The following is a 17,907-nucleotide window of genomic DNA, read 5'->3' on the forward strand; positions in this document are numbered from 1 at the left end:
CGCCAATTCCAGCTATTGAGCACTTCCAAGAGCGGCACATTAAGTAGTACCCCTGTACTCACTGGCTCAAACCGTGCCACTAAGGGTTTTCCCGATCCCTCAAGCCCCCCGCACCTACGCCATTTGCGCCTTGAACGAGGCCGTTTAATCCTGCACCATCCGCCCCAGCTTATCCAAAGGACGGAATTCAAGGCATGCTGGACGCTAACGCAACCCATATTTCCCTCACGCTGGAAGGCGTTTCCGCCGACCTGCAAGTCCTCAGTTTCGTCGGCCGTGAAGCCCTCAACCAGCCGTTCTGTTTCGACATAGAACTGGTCAGCGCCCGCCCCGACCTGAAACTCGAAGAGATCCTGCACAAACCGGGCTGCCTGACCTTCGGCGCAACCGGCAAAGGCATCATCCACGGTCTGGTCTATCGCATCGAGCAAGGCGACTCGGGTAAAAAACTGACCCGCTACAGCATCAGCCTGTGCCCGCAACTGGCCTACCTGCGCCACAACCACGACCAGCAAATCTTCCAGCAGTTAAGCGTGCCGAAGATCATCGCGCAGGTCCTGGAAGCGCGCGGCATCCTCGCTGACGCCTACAGTTTCCAGCTCGGTGCGGTTTACCCGGACCGCGACTATTGCGTGCAGTACGACGAATCCGACCTGCATTTCATCCAGCGCCTGTGCGAAGAAGAAGGCATTCACTTCCACTTCCAGCACAGCGCCAGCGGCCACAAGCTGGTGTTCGGCGATGATCAGACCGTTTTCCGCAAACTCGCGCCCGTGGCCTACCAGCAAGACTCCGGCATGGCCGCCGAGAACCCGGTGATCAAGCGCTTCAACCTGCGTCTGGAAACCCGCACCAGCCGCGTCAGCCGCCGCGACTACGACTTCGAGAAGCCACGCATCCTGCCCGAAGGCGCCGCCAAGAGCGGAGTCGCCCCGGACCTCGAAGACTACGATTACCCCGGCCTCTTCCTGACTCGCGAACGCGGCAAACAACTGGCAACCCGTGCGCTGGAACGCCATCGCAGCGACTACAAACTCGCCGAAGGCAAAGGTGATGAACCGACCTTGGTCAGCGGCCACTTCATGACCCTGAGCGAACACCCGCGCGCCGAGTGGAACGACCTCTGGCTGCTGCTGGAAGTGGTTCACGAAGGCAAACAGCCGCAAGTGCTCGGCGAGAACATCACCAGCGACGTCACCCACAACAAAGACGATTTCCACCAGGGCTACCGCAACCGCTTCCTCGCCACGCCGTGGGACGCGCACTACCGCCCTGCCCTCGAACACCCGAAACCACAAGTCCTCGGCAGCCAGACCGCCATCGTCACCGGCCCGCCGGGCGAAGAAATCCATTGCGACCAGTACGGTCGCGTCAAAGTGCAATTCTTCTGGGACCGCGACGGCCAGGCCAACGACAAAACCAGCTGCTGGCTGCGCGTCGCCACTGGCTGGGCCGGCAGTGCCTACGGCGGCATCGCCATCCCGCGCGTCGGCATGGAAGTCCTCGTCACCTTCCTCGAAGGCGACCCCGACCAGCCACTGGTCACCGGCTGCCTGTACCACAAGGAAAACGTCGTCCCCTACGACCTGCCGGCGAACAAAACCCGCAGCACCTTCAAGACCCTCAGCTCACCGGGCGGCAAGGGCTACAACGAATTTCGCATCGAAGACAAAAAAGGCGCCGAACAGATCTACCTCCACGCCCAGCGCGACTGGGATGAAAACATCGAACACGACCAGAAAATCCGCATCGGCAATGAGCGGCACGACACGGTCGAGGCCAATGCCTTCAGCGAGTTCAAGGTTGAAGAACACCGCATTACCCATCTGGACCGCAAAACTGAAGCGCGGGCCGATGATCACCTGACGGTGGCGACGACCCAGCATGTGAAGGTCGGCACTGCGCAGTTTGTCGAGGCGGGTGAAGAGATTCACTACAACGCTGGCGACAAGGTGGTCGTTGAAGGCGGGATGGAACTGACGGCCAAGGCTGGCGGGAGTTTCGTCAAGGTGGATGCCGGGGGCGTGACGATAAGTGGGGCTGAGGTGAAGACCAATTCGGGTGGGGCGCCGGGTTCGGGGAGTGGGATTAAGATTCTTCCGCCGATTATTCCGGGTGCAGCAGCGGCTGCCGCAGCAGGGAAAATGCTGAGTGCTCCGCCGGTTGGCAAGTTTAATGCGGTGGCTGATTCGGAGCCTAAGGCAGCACGTCCGGCTGAGGAGGAAGAGCTGGAGGAAGAGGAAGAAGAGGTTGAGCTGGAAGATATTACGTTGCGGATTGGGATGTTCTTTGATGGTACGGGGAATAACCGCAGTAATAGTGAACGAGTGTTTGGCTGCTTTGCGCCGGATGTGAATCTGGAGGAGTCGGCTGAGGATATTCGTCAGTTCTGCGCGGCACATGGTTATGACGGCAAAGGGAGTTCGCCGGATAACAGTTACGGCAATGACACCAGTAATGTGGCAAAGCTGTACGACCTTTACAAAGATGATCAAGACAAAGCTCTACCAATTGACGCAAAAACAGCGAATTTAGCGATATATGTGGAGGGTATTGGTACCAGTAGCACCGGAGAGGATTCCCTCTACTCACAGGGCACCGGATTGGGCTCTCAGGGAGTCAGGGCTCGTGTTGAAGAAACACCTGCACTTCTTCTTGAGGCTATCCAAGCGTTTCAAGACAGCAACCCAGACAAACGTGTTGAACGGATAGAGTTTGATATTTTCGGATTCAGTCGCGGTGCAGCCGCCGCACGGGACTTTGCCAATGAAGTCCTTAAGGGTGAAAAAAGTATCCTCGCCAAAGCACTGCCTGCTGGCTCCCCAGTATTAGCCGATGGCTTTAAATGGCATGCCAAAAAAGATATAGCGATAGATTTTATAGGCATCTACGACACCGTAGCGGCAGTTGCCAACCCGTTATTGCTGGACTTCAATGGCCATAACGCCGACAACCCCGGCATTAATATTGTTTTGACTCCAGATGCAGCTAAAAAAATTGTCCATCTAGTTGCCCGAAATGAGCGGCGTTATAACTTCTCTCTGAACAGTGCGGGCGCGGCAGATATTGTCTTACCCGGCGTGCATTCCGACCTCGGCGGTGGGTATCTGCCGAAAGCGACAGAACGAGTATTGGTGAGTAAACCATGGAGCAGCAGTGTCGGAGAAAGAACCGCTTTTACAGAAACCAATAGCTATAAGCTTGCGCAGCAAGACTTGAGAAGGCTTCAGGATCAACTGGCCCAATATAACCTTCCTCTGGAAGTGCGGACGTGGGAAGTGCCGTATCGCACCACCGGCAAAGAAACCCCAACCAATATGAAACACGTTTATGCGGCGGTGAGTAGCCAGCGTGAAGTCCGCAGTGATTTGTCGTTGATATATTTGCGGATTATGCGAAAGCTGGCAGTAGAAAATGGCGTTCCTTTTGTCGAAATTGATGAGCAAGAAAAGAGACTGGCTCTGCCCGCTGAATTAATCCCGATTTCCGAAAAATTAATGGCTTACGCTTTGGGAAAGAATCCGACAACAGGCCTGAATCCCCAAGAAGAAGAACTTCTTTTTCAGCGGTATGTTCATCTGTCGGATAATTGGAATGCCGCCAAGAACCTGAACAACAGTGATCTAGACGTGGTCTTTATCAACCGCCCCAACGATGGTCCTGTGCGCACGGTGCACCCTAATGAATAATTTTTTACGCCTCGTCGCTATCACGCTGTTACTGAGTGGCTGCACATCTGCCCATAGTGGGCCATTACCTTATGACGCGTGGCGACTGGGCTTTTCCGCACCTAACTATATGGAGGTCTGGATCGAAACAGCTGATGTGATAGATATGCAGGGCAACGTCTATAGACGTGCCATGAGTGGCATCGCGGCCATGCAGACACCCCCCAATAATTCTGGAAATCCTAAAGGTTGGCCCGCAAGGCCCGGCTGGGGTAAAGGTAAGTACGTAAAGGGGGCAGATCTGCCGAAAAAAATCTATGTCCGCTGGCAATCACTGGTTGAGCCCCAAACATACAAAATGGCGATCGACATTCCCGAGTCAACCCGAGCGATCATGCAAAAAGGTGAAAAGACGTTCTGTGCTGCCGATGGAAAATGGATTACGGGTTATCGCAAGGCAATTGTGATCGGTCTGGCCCCTGGCGGCATCGCCAAAGTCTGGGTACTCGGCCCCTGCTTGACACCAATTGAAGTGACCAGAGTACAGGCCGAAGTTGATCCACGTGGACCATATGAAGGGGAATCAGGGGGGAAACACCGCCCTCTATCAGCGGTATCACAAGCTTATGTTGAAAAATTTGGTGTTCCATTTGGTTCTTGGTAGCAATAGATCCAGAGCGGTCCAATGAATAGCTATTTGAGAACTACAATTTGCGCATTTTTGCTCATTGGTTGCACATACGCCAACAGCCAGTCAATGCCTTACAAATCCTGGCGCCTGGGCTTTTCAGCGCCGAATTACATGGAAGTGTGGATTGAATCGGCTGACGTAGTCGATATCAAAGAGCAGGTTTACCCGCGAGCGATGAGTGGCACTGCTGCCATACAGACGCCTCCTAACAACACAGGCGACCCTAGAGGGTGGCCCGAAAAGCCAGGAATCGGCAAAGGTAAGAATGTAACTGGGGCGGACTTGCCGAAAAAGATTTACGTACGCTGGCAGTCTCTTGTCGAACCGCAAATTTACCAAATGGTGATCGACGTCCCCGAGACGACAAGGGCGATAATGCGCAAGGAAGAAAAAGCTTTTTGCGCATTTGATGGTAAGTGGATTACAGACTACCGCAACGCGTTGGTTATCAATTTGGCGCCAGGCGGGATAGCCAAAATGTGGGTGATGGGGTCGTGCCTGCCAGCGATAGAAGTGATCAAGGTAAAAGCCGTTATTGATCCACGCGGCCCATATGAAGGAAAGTCTGGCGGCAAGTACGACAAGCTGTCCGACCAATCCAAAGCCTACGTAGAAAAATTTGGTGTGCCCTATGATTCTTGGAAGTGACAGAGCCGTGACACTCTAATGATTAGTTATTTACGACCTACCTTCTGCGCGTTATTGCTCAGTGGCTGCGCATTCGCCAATGGCGAGTCAATGCCTTACAAAGCTTGGCGTTTGGGTTTTTCAGCGCCTAACTATATGGAAGTATGGATCGAAACAGCTGATGTGATTGATGTAAAAGGCCAAGTATACAGACGTGCCATGAGTGGCATAGCTGCGATACAGAGTCCTCCCAATAACACGGGCGACCCTAGAGGCTGGCCGGAAAAGCCGGGGCCGGGCAAAGGTAAGAGTGTAACTGGAGCAAACTTACCCAAAAAAATCTACGTCCGATGGCAATCATTGGTTGAACCTCAAACTTATAAAATGGTTATCGAGATATCCGAGTCGACCAGGGAACTTATGCGCAAGGGTGAAAAAGCCTTTTGTGCTGCTGATGGAAAATGGATAACAGGCTACCGCGAGGTATTGGTAATAAATCTGGCACCCGGAGGGATGGCTAAAGTGTGGGTAATGGGGTCGTGCCTGCCAGCGATAGAAGTGGCTAAGGTAAAAGCCGAAATTGACCCAAGAGGACCTTATGAAGGTAAGTCTGGCGGCAAGTACGACAAGCTATCCGACCAGTCCAAAGCGTACATCGAAAAGTTTGGTGTGCCCTATGATTCTTGGAAGTGACAGAGCCAAAGCAGCCTGATGGGTAATTTCTCGCGAACTACGATTTGCGCATTTCTGCTCAGTGGTTGCACATACGCCAACAGCGAGCCAATGCCTTACAAATCCTGGTACTTGGGGTTCTCGGCCCCCGCATACATGGAAGTTTGGATCGAAACCGCCGACGTGGTCGATATTCAGGATCACGTATACCCACGTGCGATGAGTGGAGTCGCCTCCATGCTAAAGCCTCCCAACAATTCTGGCGATCCGCGAGGTTGGCCGAAAAGAGCTAGCATCGGCAGCGGTAAGCATGTGACAGGGGCCGACTTGCCCAAGCAGATTTATGTCCGCTGGCAGTCGCAGGTCGAACCGCAAACCTACCTGATGGTGGTTAAAATCCCTGAGGCTACTCGGGAGATTATGCTTAAGGGTGAAAAGGTTTTCTGCGCTGCCGATGGGAAATGGATCACTGGCTATCGTCAGTCAATCGGTATAAGGCTGGTCCCCGGAGGTATTGCCAAAGTCTGGGTTGGCGGTCCATGCATGACGCCGATCGAGGTGACCACGGTAAAAGCCGTGATTGATCCGCGTGGCCCATACGAAGGTAAGTCTGGAGGTCATTACCGCCCCCTTTCCGCCGTTTCCAAAGCGTACGTCGAAAAGTTTGGTGTGCCGTATGGCTCTTGGTAATTCATGACGCAATACAAAAATCCAGCGCCTAGCAGCGCTGGATTTTTTTAAAGATCAGTCGTCAGACCGGCGCCTTCCACCCCATCATCCGCTGCTGCGCAACCGCTAACAGGTCAAACCCGTCCTGGGTCAGCAAGTAGAGCGCGTGAGTAATGTGCGGAATATCTTGAACATCGCTGTGTTTGAAACATAGGCAATGAAGCGTTTCAAGTAGCTGGGTAGAGGCTCGTACGCGCTGTAACCCGGCTTCGAATATGTCTTGGGGGTTGGCTTCGGTGTCGATCAGCAAAGGACTTGAATCGGTAACGCCGCTGTTGAGTGAGCGATAGCGATCTGGAAACGGTTTGAACGTTGGCATTGTGATTACTCGATGGTTAATAAGTAACGCCAGCACCGTGACCAAACGATGGGAGGCGGCTGTGTACAGGCTTGGTCAACCGATACCATCAAATCGGTTCGCCCGAAGGCGTCCAGCACACAGCCGCCATTGCAACACACTACGAGGACTTGGATGTCCGCAGCGCGAATGATGGCACACATATGTGTGATGGCATCAGGTGACCAAACCCGATCGCTGATTTTGCAGCGAGCCCAAACAGTAATCGCTCCCCCCATCAGGCGAAAGTCGATAAGGCGTCTAGCTCTGTAGGACCAGGCCGAAGACTCCGTACCCTTTTTCCTAACGAAACATCCGTCAGACACCGCCCTTCGCGACAGGCGGCGTTCAGGTGGGTTAACCATCGCTTAACGCCGCGGTCCAAAACTCTACTGGACCGCACGCCCTCAGACTCCTCTGATGCCCAGTGCGGCAGGTTTGACGTTGATCGTCGAACTGACTTCCGTCTGCACTGGAGATCGTCACATGAACACTCGCATGCTGCTCCTTGCCTCCGCCCTCGCCTGCACCGCGTTTGCCGGGCTTGCCCAGGCCAATGACACGTCCAAAGCCACGCCCTATCACTACGGCATGCCGCTCAATATCGGCAAAGTCGTGGCGCTGACAGAGCCGACGACCAATGAATGCAAAGTGATTACCGCCGACATGAAGTACATCGATACGTCCGGCAAGCCTGAAGAAATCAGCTACCAGAAGCTTTCTGACGTCTGCAGTTATCAAAACTGACGGAAAAGTCTGATTCGAAACCAAGCGGTTTTACTGTGAGGGTTCTGGCGTTATGCTTTAGCGCCTCCCTCACTGCCGCAAGGATTCGCTATGCAGTTGTCGTTTCGTACGTTATCGATGTTCACCGCCGCCCTGTGTCTGGTATTGGCGCTGGTCTGGGGTTTGATGCCCGACTGGCTGCTGGCGATTTGGGGCATCGAATATTCCTCGGCGACAGGCGTTGTTTCGCGGCGCATCGCGGTGGTGTTCGCGGCGTTGGGGTTGATCTTTTATTGGGTTCGAAACGAACCACCCTCCGTCATCCGCAGCGCATTAAGCAGCGGTTTTATGGTTGGTTGTTTCGGTCTGGCGGCACTGGGTTTCGGCGAATGGCTCAACGGCCATACCGGGCCGGGCATTTTGCTGGCGGTATTGGTGGAGCTGGCGCTAGGCCTGGGATTTCTTCAGACCCGGCGCCTGTCGGTGGAATTCGAAACAGCAGGTTAAAGCGCCCTCGCCCGATGCGGAGAAAAGAGCTCAGAATGTTTTCTGGTGCGCAGACCGGCGATCAATTCGTTGATTTCCCGACAGCCATTCAGCCCTTTGGCATCAATCCCGGTCACGTGCAGATCCAGCAGATCGGTCTTGTCGTCCGCGTACACTTTTATCGTCATCAATAAATCCGGGGACAGCGAGCATTGGCAACGCTTGGGCAAAAAGCTGTTTTCGATGATGTTGCGAAGTTCCAAGGCAGAAAGAAACATGGCGACCCCTCCTTTGTGAGACAGCCAATTAACAATCAACGCTGGCTCATGTGCAGTCCCGGCCAGATTAAGAACAACTGAAGCATAAAACATGCCTTGAATTTCGCCGTGCAGTTCATCGGCAAATCAATGATTTAGCCGCAAGACTTAATGAAACTACCGTGCAATTTGCATGAAGGACCCTGGAAGGCGTTGCAAATTACCGTCTGACAGCACCGGGTTTGCATTGGGGCCTGAGCGCAGTAAGAATGGCGCCACGAATTGAATACACGCAAGGAGGCATCATGGGTTCTTTGACCTTTACCACGACTGTCGGACTAATGGTTACCGGGCTGTCGACCATCGCTCACGCCGCAACACTCGAAACCATCGCCCCCTTCCCCAAGCCTGAAAGCGGTTTTACCCGCCAGGTCATTCATCTTGCCCCGCAAACGAAAGAAGACGACTTCCAGGTCGAAATCCTCGCCGGCAAAACCCTGACCGTGGACTGCAATCGCCAACGTCTAGGGGGGATGCTTGAGGAAAAAAACCTCGAGGGTTGGGGCTACCCGTTCTACCGACTGGATAAAGTCATTGGCCCGATGAGTACGCTGATGGCCTGTCCGGATGGCAAGAGCAAAAAAGACTTCGTACCGGTGGTCGGCGACGGCTTCTTGCTGCGTTACAACAGCAAGCTGCCGATCGTGCTTTACGTGCCTAAAGACATCGAAGTCCGCTATCGGATCTGGTCTGCATCGAGCAAGGTCGAGAAAGCCGTTCAGGAATAACAGCTTCCTGCCTCACGCCGGGACGCCGCTGATAGCGGCGCGCTCGGCCACGTGGCGCAGACTGTCAAAGTTGATATTGGCCCCTGAATCGATCGCCACAAACGTCTGACCAGAGGCACCGGTTTGCGCGACGTACTTCTTGATTCCGGCCACGGCCAGCGCCCCCGAGGGCTCGGTGATCGAGCGGGTATCGTCATAGATGTTCTTGATCGCAGCACACAGTTCGTCATTACTGACCGTCAACACCTCATCGACGCAAAACCGGCAGACTTCGAAGCCATAAGCGCCGATCTGCGCCACCGCCACGCCATCGGCGAACGTGCCAACGCTCGGCAGGACAACCCGTTCGTGCGCCTGTAGCGCTGCCGCCAGACACGCTGAATGTTCCGACTCGACGCCGATGATGCGCACTTCAGGTCGCAGGTATTTCACGTACGCGGCGATGCCGGCGATCAAACCTCCACCGCCCACCGGCACAAAGATCGCATCGAGCGGGCCTTGATGCTGACGCAGGATCTCCATCGCCACAGTGCCCTGCCCGGCAATCACGTCCGGGTCGTCGAAGGGCGACACAAAGGTGCGACCGGTTTGTTCAGCCAGGTTCAACGCATAGTCGAGGGCGAACGGAAAACTCTCACCGTGCAGCACCGCCTCCGCCCCGCGACTTCGAACCCCGAGCACTTTCAGTTCCGGCGTGGTCAGCGGCATGACGATGGTCGCGACAATGCCCAAGGTTTTCGCTGCCAACGCCACGCCTTGGGCATGATTGCCCGCTGACGCCGTGATCACGCCGCGGGCCTTTTGCTCATCAGTAAGTTGCACCAACTTGTTATAGGCACCGCGAATCTTGAAGGAAAAGGTCGGTTGCAAGTCCTCGCGCTTGAGCAGCACCTGATTGCCCAACGCCTCGGAAAGCGCCGGTGCCGCTTGCAACGGCGTGCGCACCGCCAGTTCATATACGGGCGCGGCGAGGATCTTTTTTACGTAATGCTCAAGCAAGGTCTGCTGGGCGAGCGTGCTGGTCATGGTCGTCTCCTGGCTGTGTTCGGGGCCCTGGAGTCAGAAAGTAAAAACCCGCCTCTAGGGCGGGTTGGGTGCTGCAGTCGTGAGCTAGCCCGCCAGATAAGGAATGGCGGTAATAATGCTTGGCTGGCAGCGCAATACGGTGGAAGTCATGGCTGGAAATTAGCCGTGGACGGATGGCAAGTCAATGGTCAATTTTCGTTGGCTTCAGTTGGGGGCTGATGAACCTTATGGTCTGTGGTTTGCCGGACCGTAAGTTGAGTTCTTGAGATTGCCTTCGCGAGCAGGCTCGCACACAGTGGATCTCCATTGGCCACAAAACTTGTGGGAGCGAGCCTGCTCGCGAAGGGGCCGGACCTGCCACCCCATTCATTTCGCCAACCGCCTGAGCCCCAACACCATCACCCCCGCCCCCAGCATCATCGCGCTCAGAAACAACGGATACGACACCCACCACGGCGTGCCGGCGGTCATCATGCTGAACTCGGACATGCCGCCAATGCTGGCAATCAGGTTCAAGGGCAGGAACACCACGTTGATCAGCGTCAGTTTGCGTAGCAGGTTGTTCATGCTGTTGTTCATCAGGTTGCCCCGGGCGTCGATCAGCCCGGAGAACACCGTGGAGTAGATTTCCGCCTGTTTGTAACACTGGTTGTTTTCGATGATCAGGTCGTCGATCAGGCTGATCGCTTCGGCGCTGAAGTGTTCCTTGGCCGCATGATTGCGCAGCCGCGTCAGGACCGCACCGTTGCTGTGAATCGCGTTGATGTAATAGATCAGGCTCTCGCTGAGGTTGAACATCTGGATCAGGTGCTGGTTCTGCATCGAGGCGTTGAATTTTTGCTGCAACTCCCGGGCAACCAGTTTGATCACCTTCAGGTGACCCAAATAGTGATGGATGTTGTTGAACAGCAGGTCGAGCAAGACATCCAGCGGCGTGTTCAACCGCTGCCGGGTGCCGAGCCCGTGCAGCGGGGAATCGTCGGTGGCGATCACCAACAACCGGTGCTCGCAAAACAACAAGCCACAGGACGACACCTCAAACGCCAGGCTGTCGGCGCCGGAATAGTTTTCCGGGCGTTTCCAGATCAGGAACAGATTGTCGGGATGAAACTCGATGCGCGACACCTCGTCCGGGTCCAGCGCCGACGCTAACGCGTGCTCATCGAGCTTGAAGTGGCTGTGCAACAGATCGCGCTCGGCGGCATCGGGGTTACTGAACAGCATCACTTCGGCGTCCAGCCGTTCGACTGATTGCAGGGCGCCGTGGGTCAGTTGAAAGCTCTTGATCATCGAGCGATCACCAGGCCTGGCCGCGACGCTTGAGCTCCAGCCGGCGCACGAACTCTTCCAGCACCAACGAATACAAATCGTCCTGCAGGTAGGCGTCTTCGATGCCGGCGTCCATGTTCGGGTTGTCGTTGACCTCGATCACCACCACCTTGTCGCCGGACTGTTTGAGGTCGACGCCATACAGCCCATCGCCAATCAGGTTCGCGGTTTTTACCGCCAGTTCCACCACGGCGCGCGGGGCCTCGTGGACCGCCAGCGTGCGGCATTCGCCGTTGATGTCCTGCCCCTTGGCCTTGTGGTTGTAGATTTGCCAGTGCCCCTTGGACATGAAGTATTGGCAGGCAAAGATCGGTTTGCGATTCAGTACGCCGATGCGCCAGTCGTACTCGGTGTAGAAGAATTCCTGCGCCAGCAACAGCACCGAGTGTTCGAACAGTTCGGCGGTGGCTTCCAGCAGCGCCTGTTGGCTTTCAACCTTGATCACGCCACGAGAGAAACAACCGTCGGGGATCTTCAGCACCAATGGAAAGCCCAAGCGCTCGCCGACCCGTTCAAAATCTTCGGGTCGCTCCTTGTAGAGAATTTCCGTGGCCGGCATGCCGAGTTGATGACTCTTGAGCAGATCGGTCAGGTAGACCTTGTTGGTACAGCGCAGGATCGACGCCGGATCGTCCATCACCACCAGCCCTTCACTCTCGGCTTTCTTGGCAAAACGGTAGGTATGGTTATCGACGCTGGTGGTCTCGCGGATCAGCAAGCCGTCGTATTCGGCAATGCGCGCGTAGTCCTTGCGCTCGATCAGTTCCACATCGATGCCCAAGGTCTTGCCGACGCGGATGAAATTATCCAGCGCCTTGGGGTTGGACGGTGGCAATGTTTCTTGGGGATCGTGGAGGATGGCCAGGTCATAACGTGCCAGACGCCGTGAACGCGGCATGCGCCAGATCTTGCGACTGAAACTGTCCAGCGAGTGGGCAAATTGATCTTCCTGGTCTTCTCGCAACTTGTGCAACGCGCCGGACTTTATGCCTTCAATGTGCCAACCGTTAGTTCGCCGAAACTCAACTAACAAGATCGGGCATGGAAAGACTTCAAATAACTGTCGCGCCAAATCCTGCAATGGTTCGATATTGGTTTTGCCGAAATACAGAGTCAGGGTAAAGCCTTCAGTGTCGCTGTAAAGATGGTGCGTGAGGGCTTTTTCCAGAGGCTTTTCCAGATCATCCAGCGACAGCCCATACAAAGATTTTTTGGTCAGTTCACTGATGGTGCGCACCGACGGAATGACCTTGTGCCCCCGCGCTTCCGCCAGCAACGAGCAGTAATAACCGTGCCCCAGGTACTTGTAGCTGCGGCACAGGTTGATCACCTGGACCCGTTTGCCTTGCCCGTTGTCGTGGGCCTTTTCGAGGTATTCCTGGGCGGTGACGATGTCTTCACTGGGAAAATAGGAGGCCCAGTCTTCCTTGCGTTCGACGATGATAATCAACTGGCTTGAAGTGCTGACTGCTTCATTTAAAAAAGTTGCCGCCGGCGAAGTTTGCTCGGATACTTCGCGCCAATGACCTTGTACCGCTGACATAGTGATTGATCCGTTGGAGAACAAGACCTTTCCTATTAAGCACGAACTTTTTCGAAAGTCCCGTTTCGTTACGCAACTTTTACGGCGGTCATATGAATCTTGTCTTTCGCTTGGCGGTAGTTGAAGACTTATCTGCGTTGTTGGCACTTGAACAGCAATGTTTCACCACGGACCGGCTCACCAGTCGCAGCTTTCAATGGATGATCACACGGGCTCACGGACAGTTGCTGGTGGCTTCGCGCGACGAGCAGTTGGTCGGGTACGCGGTGGTGTTGTTTCATCGGGGCACGTCGCTGGCCCGTCTCTATTCGATTGCGATTGCCGCCCAAGCGCGTGGCAGCGGACTGGGCAAGCAGTTGCTGCAACGTATCGAGGCCTGTGCGCTGGAACACGACTGTGCCTACGTGCGGCTGGAAGTGCGCACGGACAATCCGGCGGCGATTGCGCTTTACGAGCGCAACGGTTACCGGCGTTTCGCGCTGATTCATGACTATTACCAAGACCACGCCGATGCGTTGCGCCTGGAGAAACGCATTCTCCAGCACCGTGATTCAAGAAACATCAAAGTGCCGTACTACCCGCAGACCACCGATTTCACCTGCGGCCCGGCCTGCCTGCTGATGGCCATGGGCGCGCTGCAGAATGACCGCAAGCTGGAACGCCGCGAAGAGCTGCAACTCTGGCGCGAGGCGACGACCGTGTTCATGACCTCTGGTCACGGCGGTTGCAGCCCGCAAGGCCTGGCGTTGGCCGCATGGAATCGCGGATTTGGCGTGCGTCTGCAACTGAGCATGACGGGGCCGTTGTTTCTCGACGGGGTGCGTGATGAGCATAAAAAAGACGTCATGCGCCTGGTGCACGAAGAATTCACTGCGCAGTTGCAGGCCACCGATGTCGAGCAGGTCATCGGCGGCCCGCTGGACTTGCCACGCTTGCTCAATGACGGCGGCCAGCCGCTGGTGTTGATCAGCAGCTATCGACTGACCCGCTCCAAATCACCGCATTGGGTCATTGTCACCGATTGCGATGAGGAGTTTGTTTACCTGCATGATCCGGATGTCGACCACAGTCAGCATCGCCAGCCCATGGACTGCCAGCATCTGCCGGTGAGCCACGGGGAGTTCGAGAAAATGAGCAGTTTTGGCCGGGGCAAATTGCGGGCGGCGGTGATTCTCTCCCAGCGAGATAACTAAGCCGCGCTACCGACACTGTGGCGAGAGGGTTTGCCCCCTCGCCACAAGTAAGGGTTACTTCAGGCCAACCTTGTACAACGCGCCGTCGTCTTCATCGGTCAATACATACAAATACCCATCCGGGCCTTGCCGCACATCGCGAATTCGCGCCTTGAGCTCACCCAGCAAGCGCTCTTCGTGAACCACTTTGTCGCCATCGAACTGCAAGCGAATCAACTCCTGGCTCACCAGCGCACCGATAAACACATTGTGCTGCCAAGGCTTGAAGCGATCCCCGTCGTAGAACGCCATCCCGCTCAGACCGGGGGATTTTTCCCAGACATGGTGCGGCGCCACGGTGCCTTCTGCGGTCTTGCCCTTGGCTTCCGGGATCGGATTGCCCGAATAGTTGATGCCGTGGGTTGCCAGCGGCCAGCCGTAATTCTTGCCGCGTTCGATGATGTTCAACTCGTCGCCGCCTTGTGGCCCGTGTTCGTTCTCCCACAGAACACCCGTCCATGGATTGAGCGCCGCGCCTTGCGGGTTGCGCTGGCCATAGGACCAGATTTCCGGGCGTACGCCGGATTGACCGACAAAGGGGTTGTCGTCCGGCACCTTGCCGTCCGGGTAGATCCGCACGACTTTGCCTTGCAGCTTGTCGAGGTCCTGGGCGGTGGGCCGGACATTGTTTTCGCCGAGGGTGATGAACAGATAGCCGTCACGATCGAACACCAGACGCGAACCGAAATGGTTGCCGACAGAGAGCTTCGGCTCCTGGCGGAAGATCACTTTGAAGTCCTTGAGGGTTTTCAGGTCTTCGGACAATTGCCCTCGACCGACCGCCGTGCCGGCCTTGTCACCCGCGCCACCGCCTTCGGCATACGACAGATAAACCGTGCGGTCCTGCCGGAAGTCGGGGGACAGCACTACATCCAGCAAGCCGCCCTGCCCCTTGGCCCAGACCTTCGGCACCCCATCGATCGGGCCAGAGAGTTTGCCGTCGACGCTGACGACGCGCAGGTTGCCGGGCCGTTCGGTAACCAGCATGCCCTTGCGATCCGGCAGGAACGCGACCGACCAGGGATGTTCTAGTCCCTTGGTGATCGTGGTGACTTCGAGGGTGCCCTGCTCGCTTTCCAGTTCCTGAGTCGATGCTGCGAAGACGGGCGCGGCAGCGGTGATCAATGCGCTGGCACACAGGGTGGCCAGGAGGGTTTTACGCAACATGCACGATTCCTTTTGTCGTTCCGACTCAACGGTTGCTGGTGCCTGCATCTCGCTGAGGGGGATTGGGAATGAATTTAGGTGGGCTGGCAGGGGCCGGTTGGCTTTGCGGATAGCGGTTGCCGATGCCGCCGTTGTCCAGCGTCGGTGGGCGCGGCACCGGCATGGTGTTGGGCCCGCGAATGGCCGGGGCGCTGGATTGTGAACCTTGCATGCTGTTCGGATTGGCGCGGCGAATCGGGCTGTTGTAAGGATTGCTCGAAACCCCGGTCGGGCTTTGGGCCAGCAGCAATGATGAGGGCGGCGAAGCCTGGGCCATGCCGCTCAGCAAACCACTCAGCGCCAGCACGGTGCAGCAGCCGAGTACATATCTGTTCATGGGGCGAGCCTCTCGACGTGGATAGGGTCTTCGATAGCACGCTACGCCCGAGGTTCGGATTTGTTAACTAAAACCTCCTTCACAAGATGTAACACGAGACGACCACCCCGCCCGCCCGGGGCCCACAACCAGCTGAAACTTTTGCCTCAGGCCACGGGTCACCTGAACATCACTCGGGAGAAGACGACCATGGCACGGGCAATCTGGAAAGGCGCTATCAGTTTCGGGCTGGTGCATATCCCTGTGGCGCTGGTCTCGGCGACGTCTTCCCAAGGGGTGGATTTCGACTGGCTCGACAGCCGCAGCATGGAGCCGGTCGGGTATAAACGTGTGAACAAGGTCACCGGCAAGGAAGTCACCAAGGAGCACATCGTCAAAGGCGTGCAGTACGAAAAGGGTCGGTACGTGGTCCTCAGTGAAGAGGAAATCAAGTCGGCGCACCCGCTGTCCACGCAAACCATCGACATCTTTTCCTTCGTCGACAGTGAACAGATTCCGCTGCAAAACATCGACACGCCCTACTACCTCGCCCCGGATAAACGCGGCGGCAAGGTGTACGCGTTGTTACGCGAAACGTTGAGCAAAACCAATAAAGTCGCGCTTGCCCATGTGGTGTTGCACACACGCCAGCACTTGGCGGCGTTGATGCCGCTGGAGTCGGCGATGGTGCTGGTGATGTTGCGTTGGCCGGCGGAAGTGCGCAGCCTCGATACCCTTGAACTGGGCAGCGAAGTGACCAAACCCGAACTGGCCAAGGGTGAGCTTGATATGGCCAAGCGGCTGGTACAGGACATGAGTGCCGACTGGAAACCTGAAGACTACCGCGACAGTTTCGAAGACAAGATCATGGCGCTGGTGGAGAAAAAGGCCAATGAGGGCAAGATCGAGGATGTCGAGACCGCGACGGGTGAAGAGGAACGCAAAACGGCGGATGTGATTGATTTGACTGAGTTGCTTAAGCGTAGTTTGGGAAGTAAAGGTGCCGGGAAGGCCAAGCCGGCGGCGCAGAAAAAAGCCACGAAGACTTCGCGGGGCTGATTGAGGGTTTTGCGGTGGATGCCAGGGCCTCTTCGCGAGCAGGCTCGCTCCCACAGGTGATCGCGGTTAACTGTGGGAGCGAGCCTGCTCGCGAAGGCTCAATCCGCCACAACATATCATTCAGATCAACACAAACACCGCCAGCAACCCGCCGAAAATCGCCCACTTCTGAGCATAGTAGAGCTTGCGATTACGCTTCTTCAGCGCTTTAGCCCGCAAACGAATCTTGTAGACCTTGGTGAACAAACGGTTAATCCCCCCCGTCCTGTCACCTTCGTCATTCGGCGCACCGGCCGCCGACATCACGTAACGGCTGAACCACCCATTAAACGCCGCCGCCCAGCGGTACTTCATCGGACGCTCGACGTCACAGAACAGAATGATCCGGTTCTGTTGCGTGGTGTTCTCGGCGTAGTGAATGAACGTTTCGTCGAACATCACCGCTTCGCCGTCATGCCAGTGGTAGTTCTCGCCGTCGACATTGATGTAGCAACCGGCATCATTCGGCGTTTCCAGACCCAAGTGATAACGGTAGGAACCAGCATAAGGATCACGGTGACGAACCAATTTCGAGCCCGGCGGCAACTCGGCGAACATCGCGGCCTTGATCGAGCCGATGCCCTGGACCAGTTCTGTAGTACGCGGGCAGAGTTTCATTGCCGAAGGATGGCTGTCGCCGTACCACTTCAGGTAAAAGCGCTTCCACCCGGTCTTGAAGAACGAGTTGAAACCGACATCGTTGTATTGATCCGAGCGCTTGATCTCCCCAGCCTTCAGCAGGTTCTGGCCTTCAGCACGGATTTCTTGCCAATGCGCCTGCAACGGGCTCAGATCAGGGAAATCCGCAGGATTGAGATAAGGCTTGTTCGGGTTTTTCGAGAACAGATAAAGGAAGCAATTGAGCGGCGCCAGAAATGAAGAGTGATCACTCAACTGGCGGCCCAGCTTGTGGCGCACGCGACCGCGCAGGTGGACGAACGCAATGGAGGCTATGTAAACAAGGGCAATGGTCAGTTTCACAGAAATCGTCACACGTCATAAGTGAACAAACTGCCTTCCCGGCCAACCCATTGGCCAAGGGTCTTGAGCAGCGTCTGAAAACGAAACAGCGAACCCGATAGCGCATCCTTGAGCCTGTGCCGGTGGTCGGCATCGGGTGGAAAATCGCATTTTAGCCACTCTCTGTAACAAATAGTTAGCTTACAAATGTGAAAA

General features: G+C 55.9%; 17 protein-coding genes and 1 pseudogene. 10 read left to right on the forward strand and 8 right to left on the reverse strand.

Annotation, left to right across the window (positions count from 1 at the left end; translation table 11 throughout):
• Positions 1-194 precede the first annotated feature (194 nt).
• The 5 genes from tssI to ACWKV5_RS16105 are packed head-to-tail and all read left to right on the forward strand — an operon-like array spanning position 195 to position 6,348.
• Positions 195-3,689, forward strand: coding sequence for a type VI secretion system tip protein TssI/VgrG (gene tssI / locus ACWKV5_RS16085; protein WP_483842045.1), 3,495 nt, complete (start codon positions 195-197; stop codon positions 3,687-3,689).
• Positions 3,682-4,332, forward strand: coding sequence for a DUF2931 family protein (locus ACWKV5_RS16090; RefSeq protein WP_483842046.1), 651 nt, complete (start codon positions 3,682-3,684; stop codon positions 4,330-4,332). The genes tssI and ACWKV5_RS16090 overlap by 8 nt, the downstream gene beginning before the upstream one ends.
• Before the next feature lie 21 nt (positions 4,333-4,353).
• Positions 4,354-5,007: a DUF2931 family protein gene (locus ACWKV5_RS16095; protein ID WP_483842047.1), complete on the forward strand. Its 654-nt coding sequence runs from the start codon at positions 4,354-4,356 to the stop codon at positions 5,005-5,007.
• An 18-nt stretch (positions 5,008-5,025) separates the two neighbouring features.
• The gene (locus ACWKV5_RS16100) at positions 5,026-5,679 is read left to right on the forward strand and encodes a DUF2931 family protein (RefSeq protein ID WP_483842048.1); all 654 of its coding nucleotides are present in this window, start codon (positions 5,026-5,028) and stop codon (positions 5,677-5,679) included.
• An 18-nt stretch (positions 5,680-5,697) separates the two neighbouring features.
• Entirely contained in the window at positions 5,698-6,348 is a 651-nt protein-coding gene (locus ACWKV5_RS16105) for a DUF2931 family protein (protein WP_483842049.1), read from the forward strand.
• 61 nt (positions 6,349-6,409) lie between these two features.
• Here ACWKV5_RS16105 and ACWKV5_RS16110 read toward each other — a convergent pair whose 3' ends face one another.
• Positions 6,410-6,706 carry a hypothetical protein gene (locus ACWKV5_RS16110; protein ID WP_483842050.1) on the reverse strand — a complete coding sequence of 99 codons (297 nt, stop codon included), beginning with the start codon at positions 6,704-6,706 and terminating at the stop codon, positions 6,410-6,412.
• Between the two features lie 504 nt (positions 6,707-7,210).
• Here ACWKV5_RS16110 and ACWKV5_RS16115 point away from each other — a divergent pair.
• Entirely contained in the window at positions 7,211-7,471 is a 261-nt protein-coding gene (locus ACWKV5_RS16115; protein WP_483842051.1) for a DUF2790 domain-containing protein, read from the forward strand.
• Positions 7,472-7,561: 90 nt separating this feature from the next.
• Positions 7,562-7,957: a hypothetical protein gene (locus tag ACWKV5_RS16120; RefSeq protein ID WP_483842052.1), complete on the forward strand. Its 396-nt coding sequence runs from the start codon at positions 7,562-7,564 to the stop codon at positions 7,955-7,957.
• Here ACWKV5_RS16120 and ACWKV5_RS16125 read toward each other — a convergent pair.
• Positions 7,954-8,214 (reverse strand): DUF1652 domain-containing protein, encoded by a 261-nt coding sequence (locus ACWKV5_RS16125; RefSeq protein WP_483842053.1) that lies wholly within the window; start codon positions 8,212-8,214, stop codon positions 7,954-7,956. The genes ACWKV5_RS16120 and ACWKV5_RS16125 overlap by 4 nt on opposite strands.
• A 284-nt stretch (positions 8,215-8,498) precedes the next feature.
• Here ACWKV5_RS16125 and eco point away from each other — a divergent pair, with 284 nt between their 5' ends.
• A complete protein-coding gene (eco, locus tag ACWKV5_RS16130; RefSeq protein ID WP_483842054.1) occupies positions 8,499-8,981 on the forward strand; it encodes a serine protease inhibitor ecotin in 483 nt (160 codons plus the stop codon).
• A 30-nt stretch (positions 8,982-9,011) separates the two neighbouring features.
• On the opposite strand, the pseudogene ilvA reads toward eco, so the two are convergent.
• The 3 genes and pseudogenes from ilvA to ACWKV5_RS16145 form a co-directional block, all read right to left on the reverse strand.
• Positions 9,012-10,007: pseudogene (gene ilvA / locus ACWKV5_RS16135) on the reverse strand (threonine ammonia-lyase, biosynthetic); the annotation flags it as partial.
• 366 nt (positions 10,008-10,373) lie between these two features.
• The gene (locus ACWKV5_RS16140) at positions 10,374-11,297 is read right to left on the reverse strand and encodes a magnesium transporter CorA family protein (protein ID WP_123431533.1); all 924 of its coding nucleotides are present in this window, start codon (positions 11,295-11,297) and stop codon (positions 10,374-10,376) included.
• Positions 11,298-11,304: 7 nt separating this feature from the next.
• On the reverse strand, positions 11,305-12,879 hold the full coding sequence (locus ACWKV5_RS16145) for a RimK family protein (RefSeq protein ID WP_483842055.1): 1,575 nt from the start codon (positions 12,877-12,879) through the stop codon (positions 11,305-11,307).
• A gap of 92 nt (positions 12,880-12,971) precedes the next feature.
• Here ACWKV5_RS16145 and rimI point away from each other — a divergent pair, with 92 nt between their 5' ends.
• Positions 12,972-14,072 (forward strand): ribosomal protein S18-alanine N-acetyltransferase, encoded by a 1,101-nt coding sequence (gene rimI / locus ACWKV5_RS16150; protein ID WP_483842056.1) that lies wholly within the window; start codon positions 12,972-12,974, stop codon positions 14,070-14,072.
• Between the two features lie 54 nt (positions 14,073-14,126).
• Here rimI and ACWKV5_RS16155 read toward each other — a convergent pair whose 3' ends face one another.
• Complete coding sequence (locus tag ACWKV5_RS16155) at positions 14,127-15,278, reverse strand: PQQ-dependent sugar dehydrogenase (RefSeq protein ID WP_483842057.1); 1,152 nt, start codon at positions 15,276-15,278, stop codon at positions 14,127-14,129.
• 25 nt (positions 15,279-15,303) lie between these two features.
• Complete coding sequence (locus ACWKV5_RS16160) at positions 15,304-15,654, reverse strand: hypothetical protein (RefSeq protein WP_483842058.1); 351 nt, start codon at positions 15,652-15,654, stop codon at positions 15,304-15,306.
• Positions 15,655-15,843: 189 nt separating this feature from the next.
• Here ACWKV5_RS16160 and ku point away from each other — a divergent pair, with 189 nt between their 5' ends.
• A complete protein-coding gene (gene ku / locus ACWKV5_RS16165) occupies positions 15,844-16,692 on the forward strand; it encodes a non-homologous end joining protein Ku (protein WP_140668720.1) in 849 nt (282 codons plus the stop codon).
• A gap of 120 nt (positions 16,693-16,812) precedes the next feature.
• Here ku and lpxO read toward each other — a convergent pair whose 3' ends face one another.
• A complete protein-coding gene (gene lpxO, locus ACWKV5_RS16170; RefSeq protein WP_483842059.1) occupies positions 16,813-17,712 on the reverse strand; it encodes a lipid A hydroxylase LpxO in 900 nt (299 codons plus the stop codon).
• Positions 17,713-17,907 lie beyond the last annotated feature (195 nt).

It is taken from the genome of Pseudomonas oplopanacis (assembly GCF_057128725.1).

What these genes read in the sequence shown, in the direction of transcription:
- ACWKV5_RS16100 (WP_483842048.1), top strand. Translation starts at nt 5,026, where the DNA reads ATGATTAGTTATTTACGACCTACCTTCTGCGCGTTATTGCTCAGTGGC.
- ACWKV5_RS16115 (WP_483842051.1), top strand. Translation starts at nt 7,211, where the DNA reads ATGAACACTCGCATGCTGCTCCTTGCCTCCGCCCTCGCCTGCACCGCG.
- ACWKV5_RS16155 (WP_483842057.1), bottom strand. Translation starts at nt 15,278, where the DNA reads ATGTTGCGTAAAACCCTCCTGGCCACCCTGTGTGCCAGCGCATTGATC.
- ACWKV5_RS16095 (WP_483842047.1), top strand. Translation starts at nt 4,354, where the DNA reads ATGAATAGCTATTTGAGAACTACAATTTGCGCATTTTTGCTCATTGGT.
- ACWKV5_RS16145 (WP_483842055.1), bottom strand. Translation starts at nt 12,879, where the DNA reads ATGTCAGCGGTACAAGGTCATTGGCGCGAAGTATCCGAGCAAACTTCG.
- tssI (WP_483842045.1), top strand. Translation starts at nt 195, where the DNA reads ATGCTGGACGCTAACGCAACCCATATTTCCCTCACGCTGGAAGGCGTT.
- ku (WP_140668720.1), top strand. Translation starts at nt 15,844, where the DNA reads ATGGCACGGGCAATCTGGAAAGGCGCTATCAGTTTCGGGCTGGTGCAT.
- ACWKV5_RS16090 (WP_483842046.1), top strand. Translation starts at nt 3,682, where the DNA reads ATGAATAATTTTTTACGCCTCGTCGCTATCACGCTGTTACTGAGTGGC.
- eco (WP_483842054.1), top strand. Translation starts at nt 8,499, where the DNA reads ATGGGTTCTTTGACCTTTACCACGACTGTCGGACTAATGGTTACCGGG.
- ACWKV5_RS16160 (WP_483842058.1), bottom strand. Translation starts at nt 15,654, where the DNA reads ATGAACAGATATGTACTCGGCTGCTGCACCGTGCTGGCGCTGAGTGGT.
- ACWKV5_RS16120 (WP_483842052.1), top strand. Translation starts at nt 7,562, where the DNA reads ATGCAGTTGTCGTTTCGTACGTTATCGATGTTCACCGCCGCCCTGTGT.
- ACWKV5_RS16110 (WP_483842050.1), bottom strand. Translation starts at nt 6,706, where the DNA reads ATGCCAACGTTCAAACCGTTTCCAGATCGCTATCGCTCACTCAACAGC.
- ACWKV5_RS16140 (WP_123431533.1), bottom strand. Translation starts at nt 11,297, where the DNA reads ATGATCAAGAGCTTTCAACTGACCCACGGCGCCCTGCAATCAGTCGAA.
- rimI (WP_483842056.1), top strand. Translation starts at nt 12,972, where the DNA reads ATGAATCTTGTCTTTCGCTTGGCGGTAGTTGAAGACTTATCTGCGTTG.
- ACWKV5_RS16105 (WP_483842049.1), top strand. Translation starts at nt 5,698, where the DNA reads ATGGGTAATTTCTCGCGAACTACGATTTGCGCATTTCTGCTCAGTGGT.
- ACWKV5_RS16125 (WP_483842053.1), bottom strand. Translation starts at nt 8,214, where the DNA reads ATGTTTCTTTCTGCCTTGGAACTTCGCAACATCATCGAAAACAGCTTT.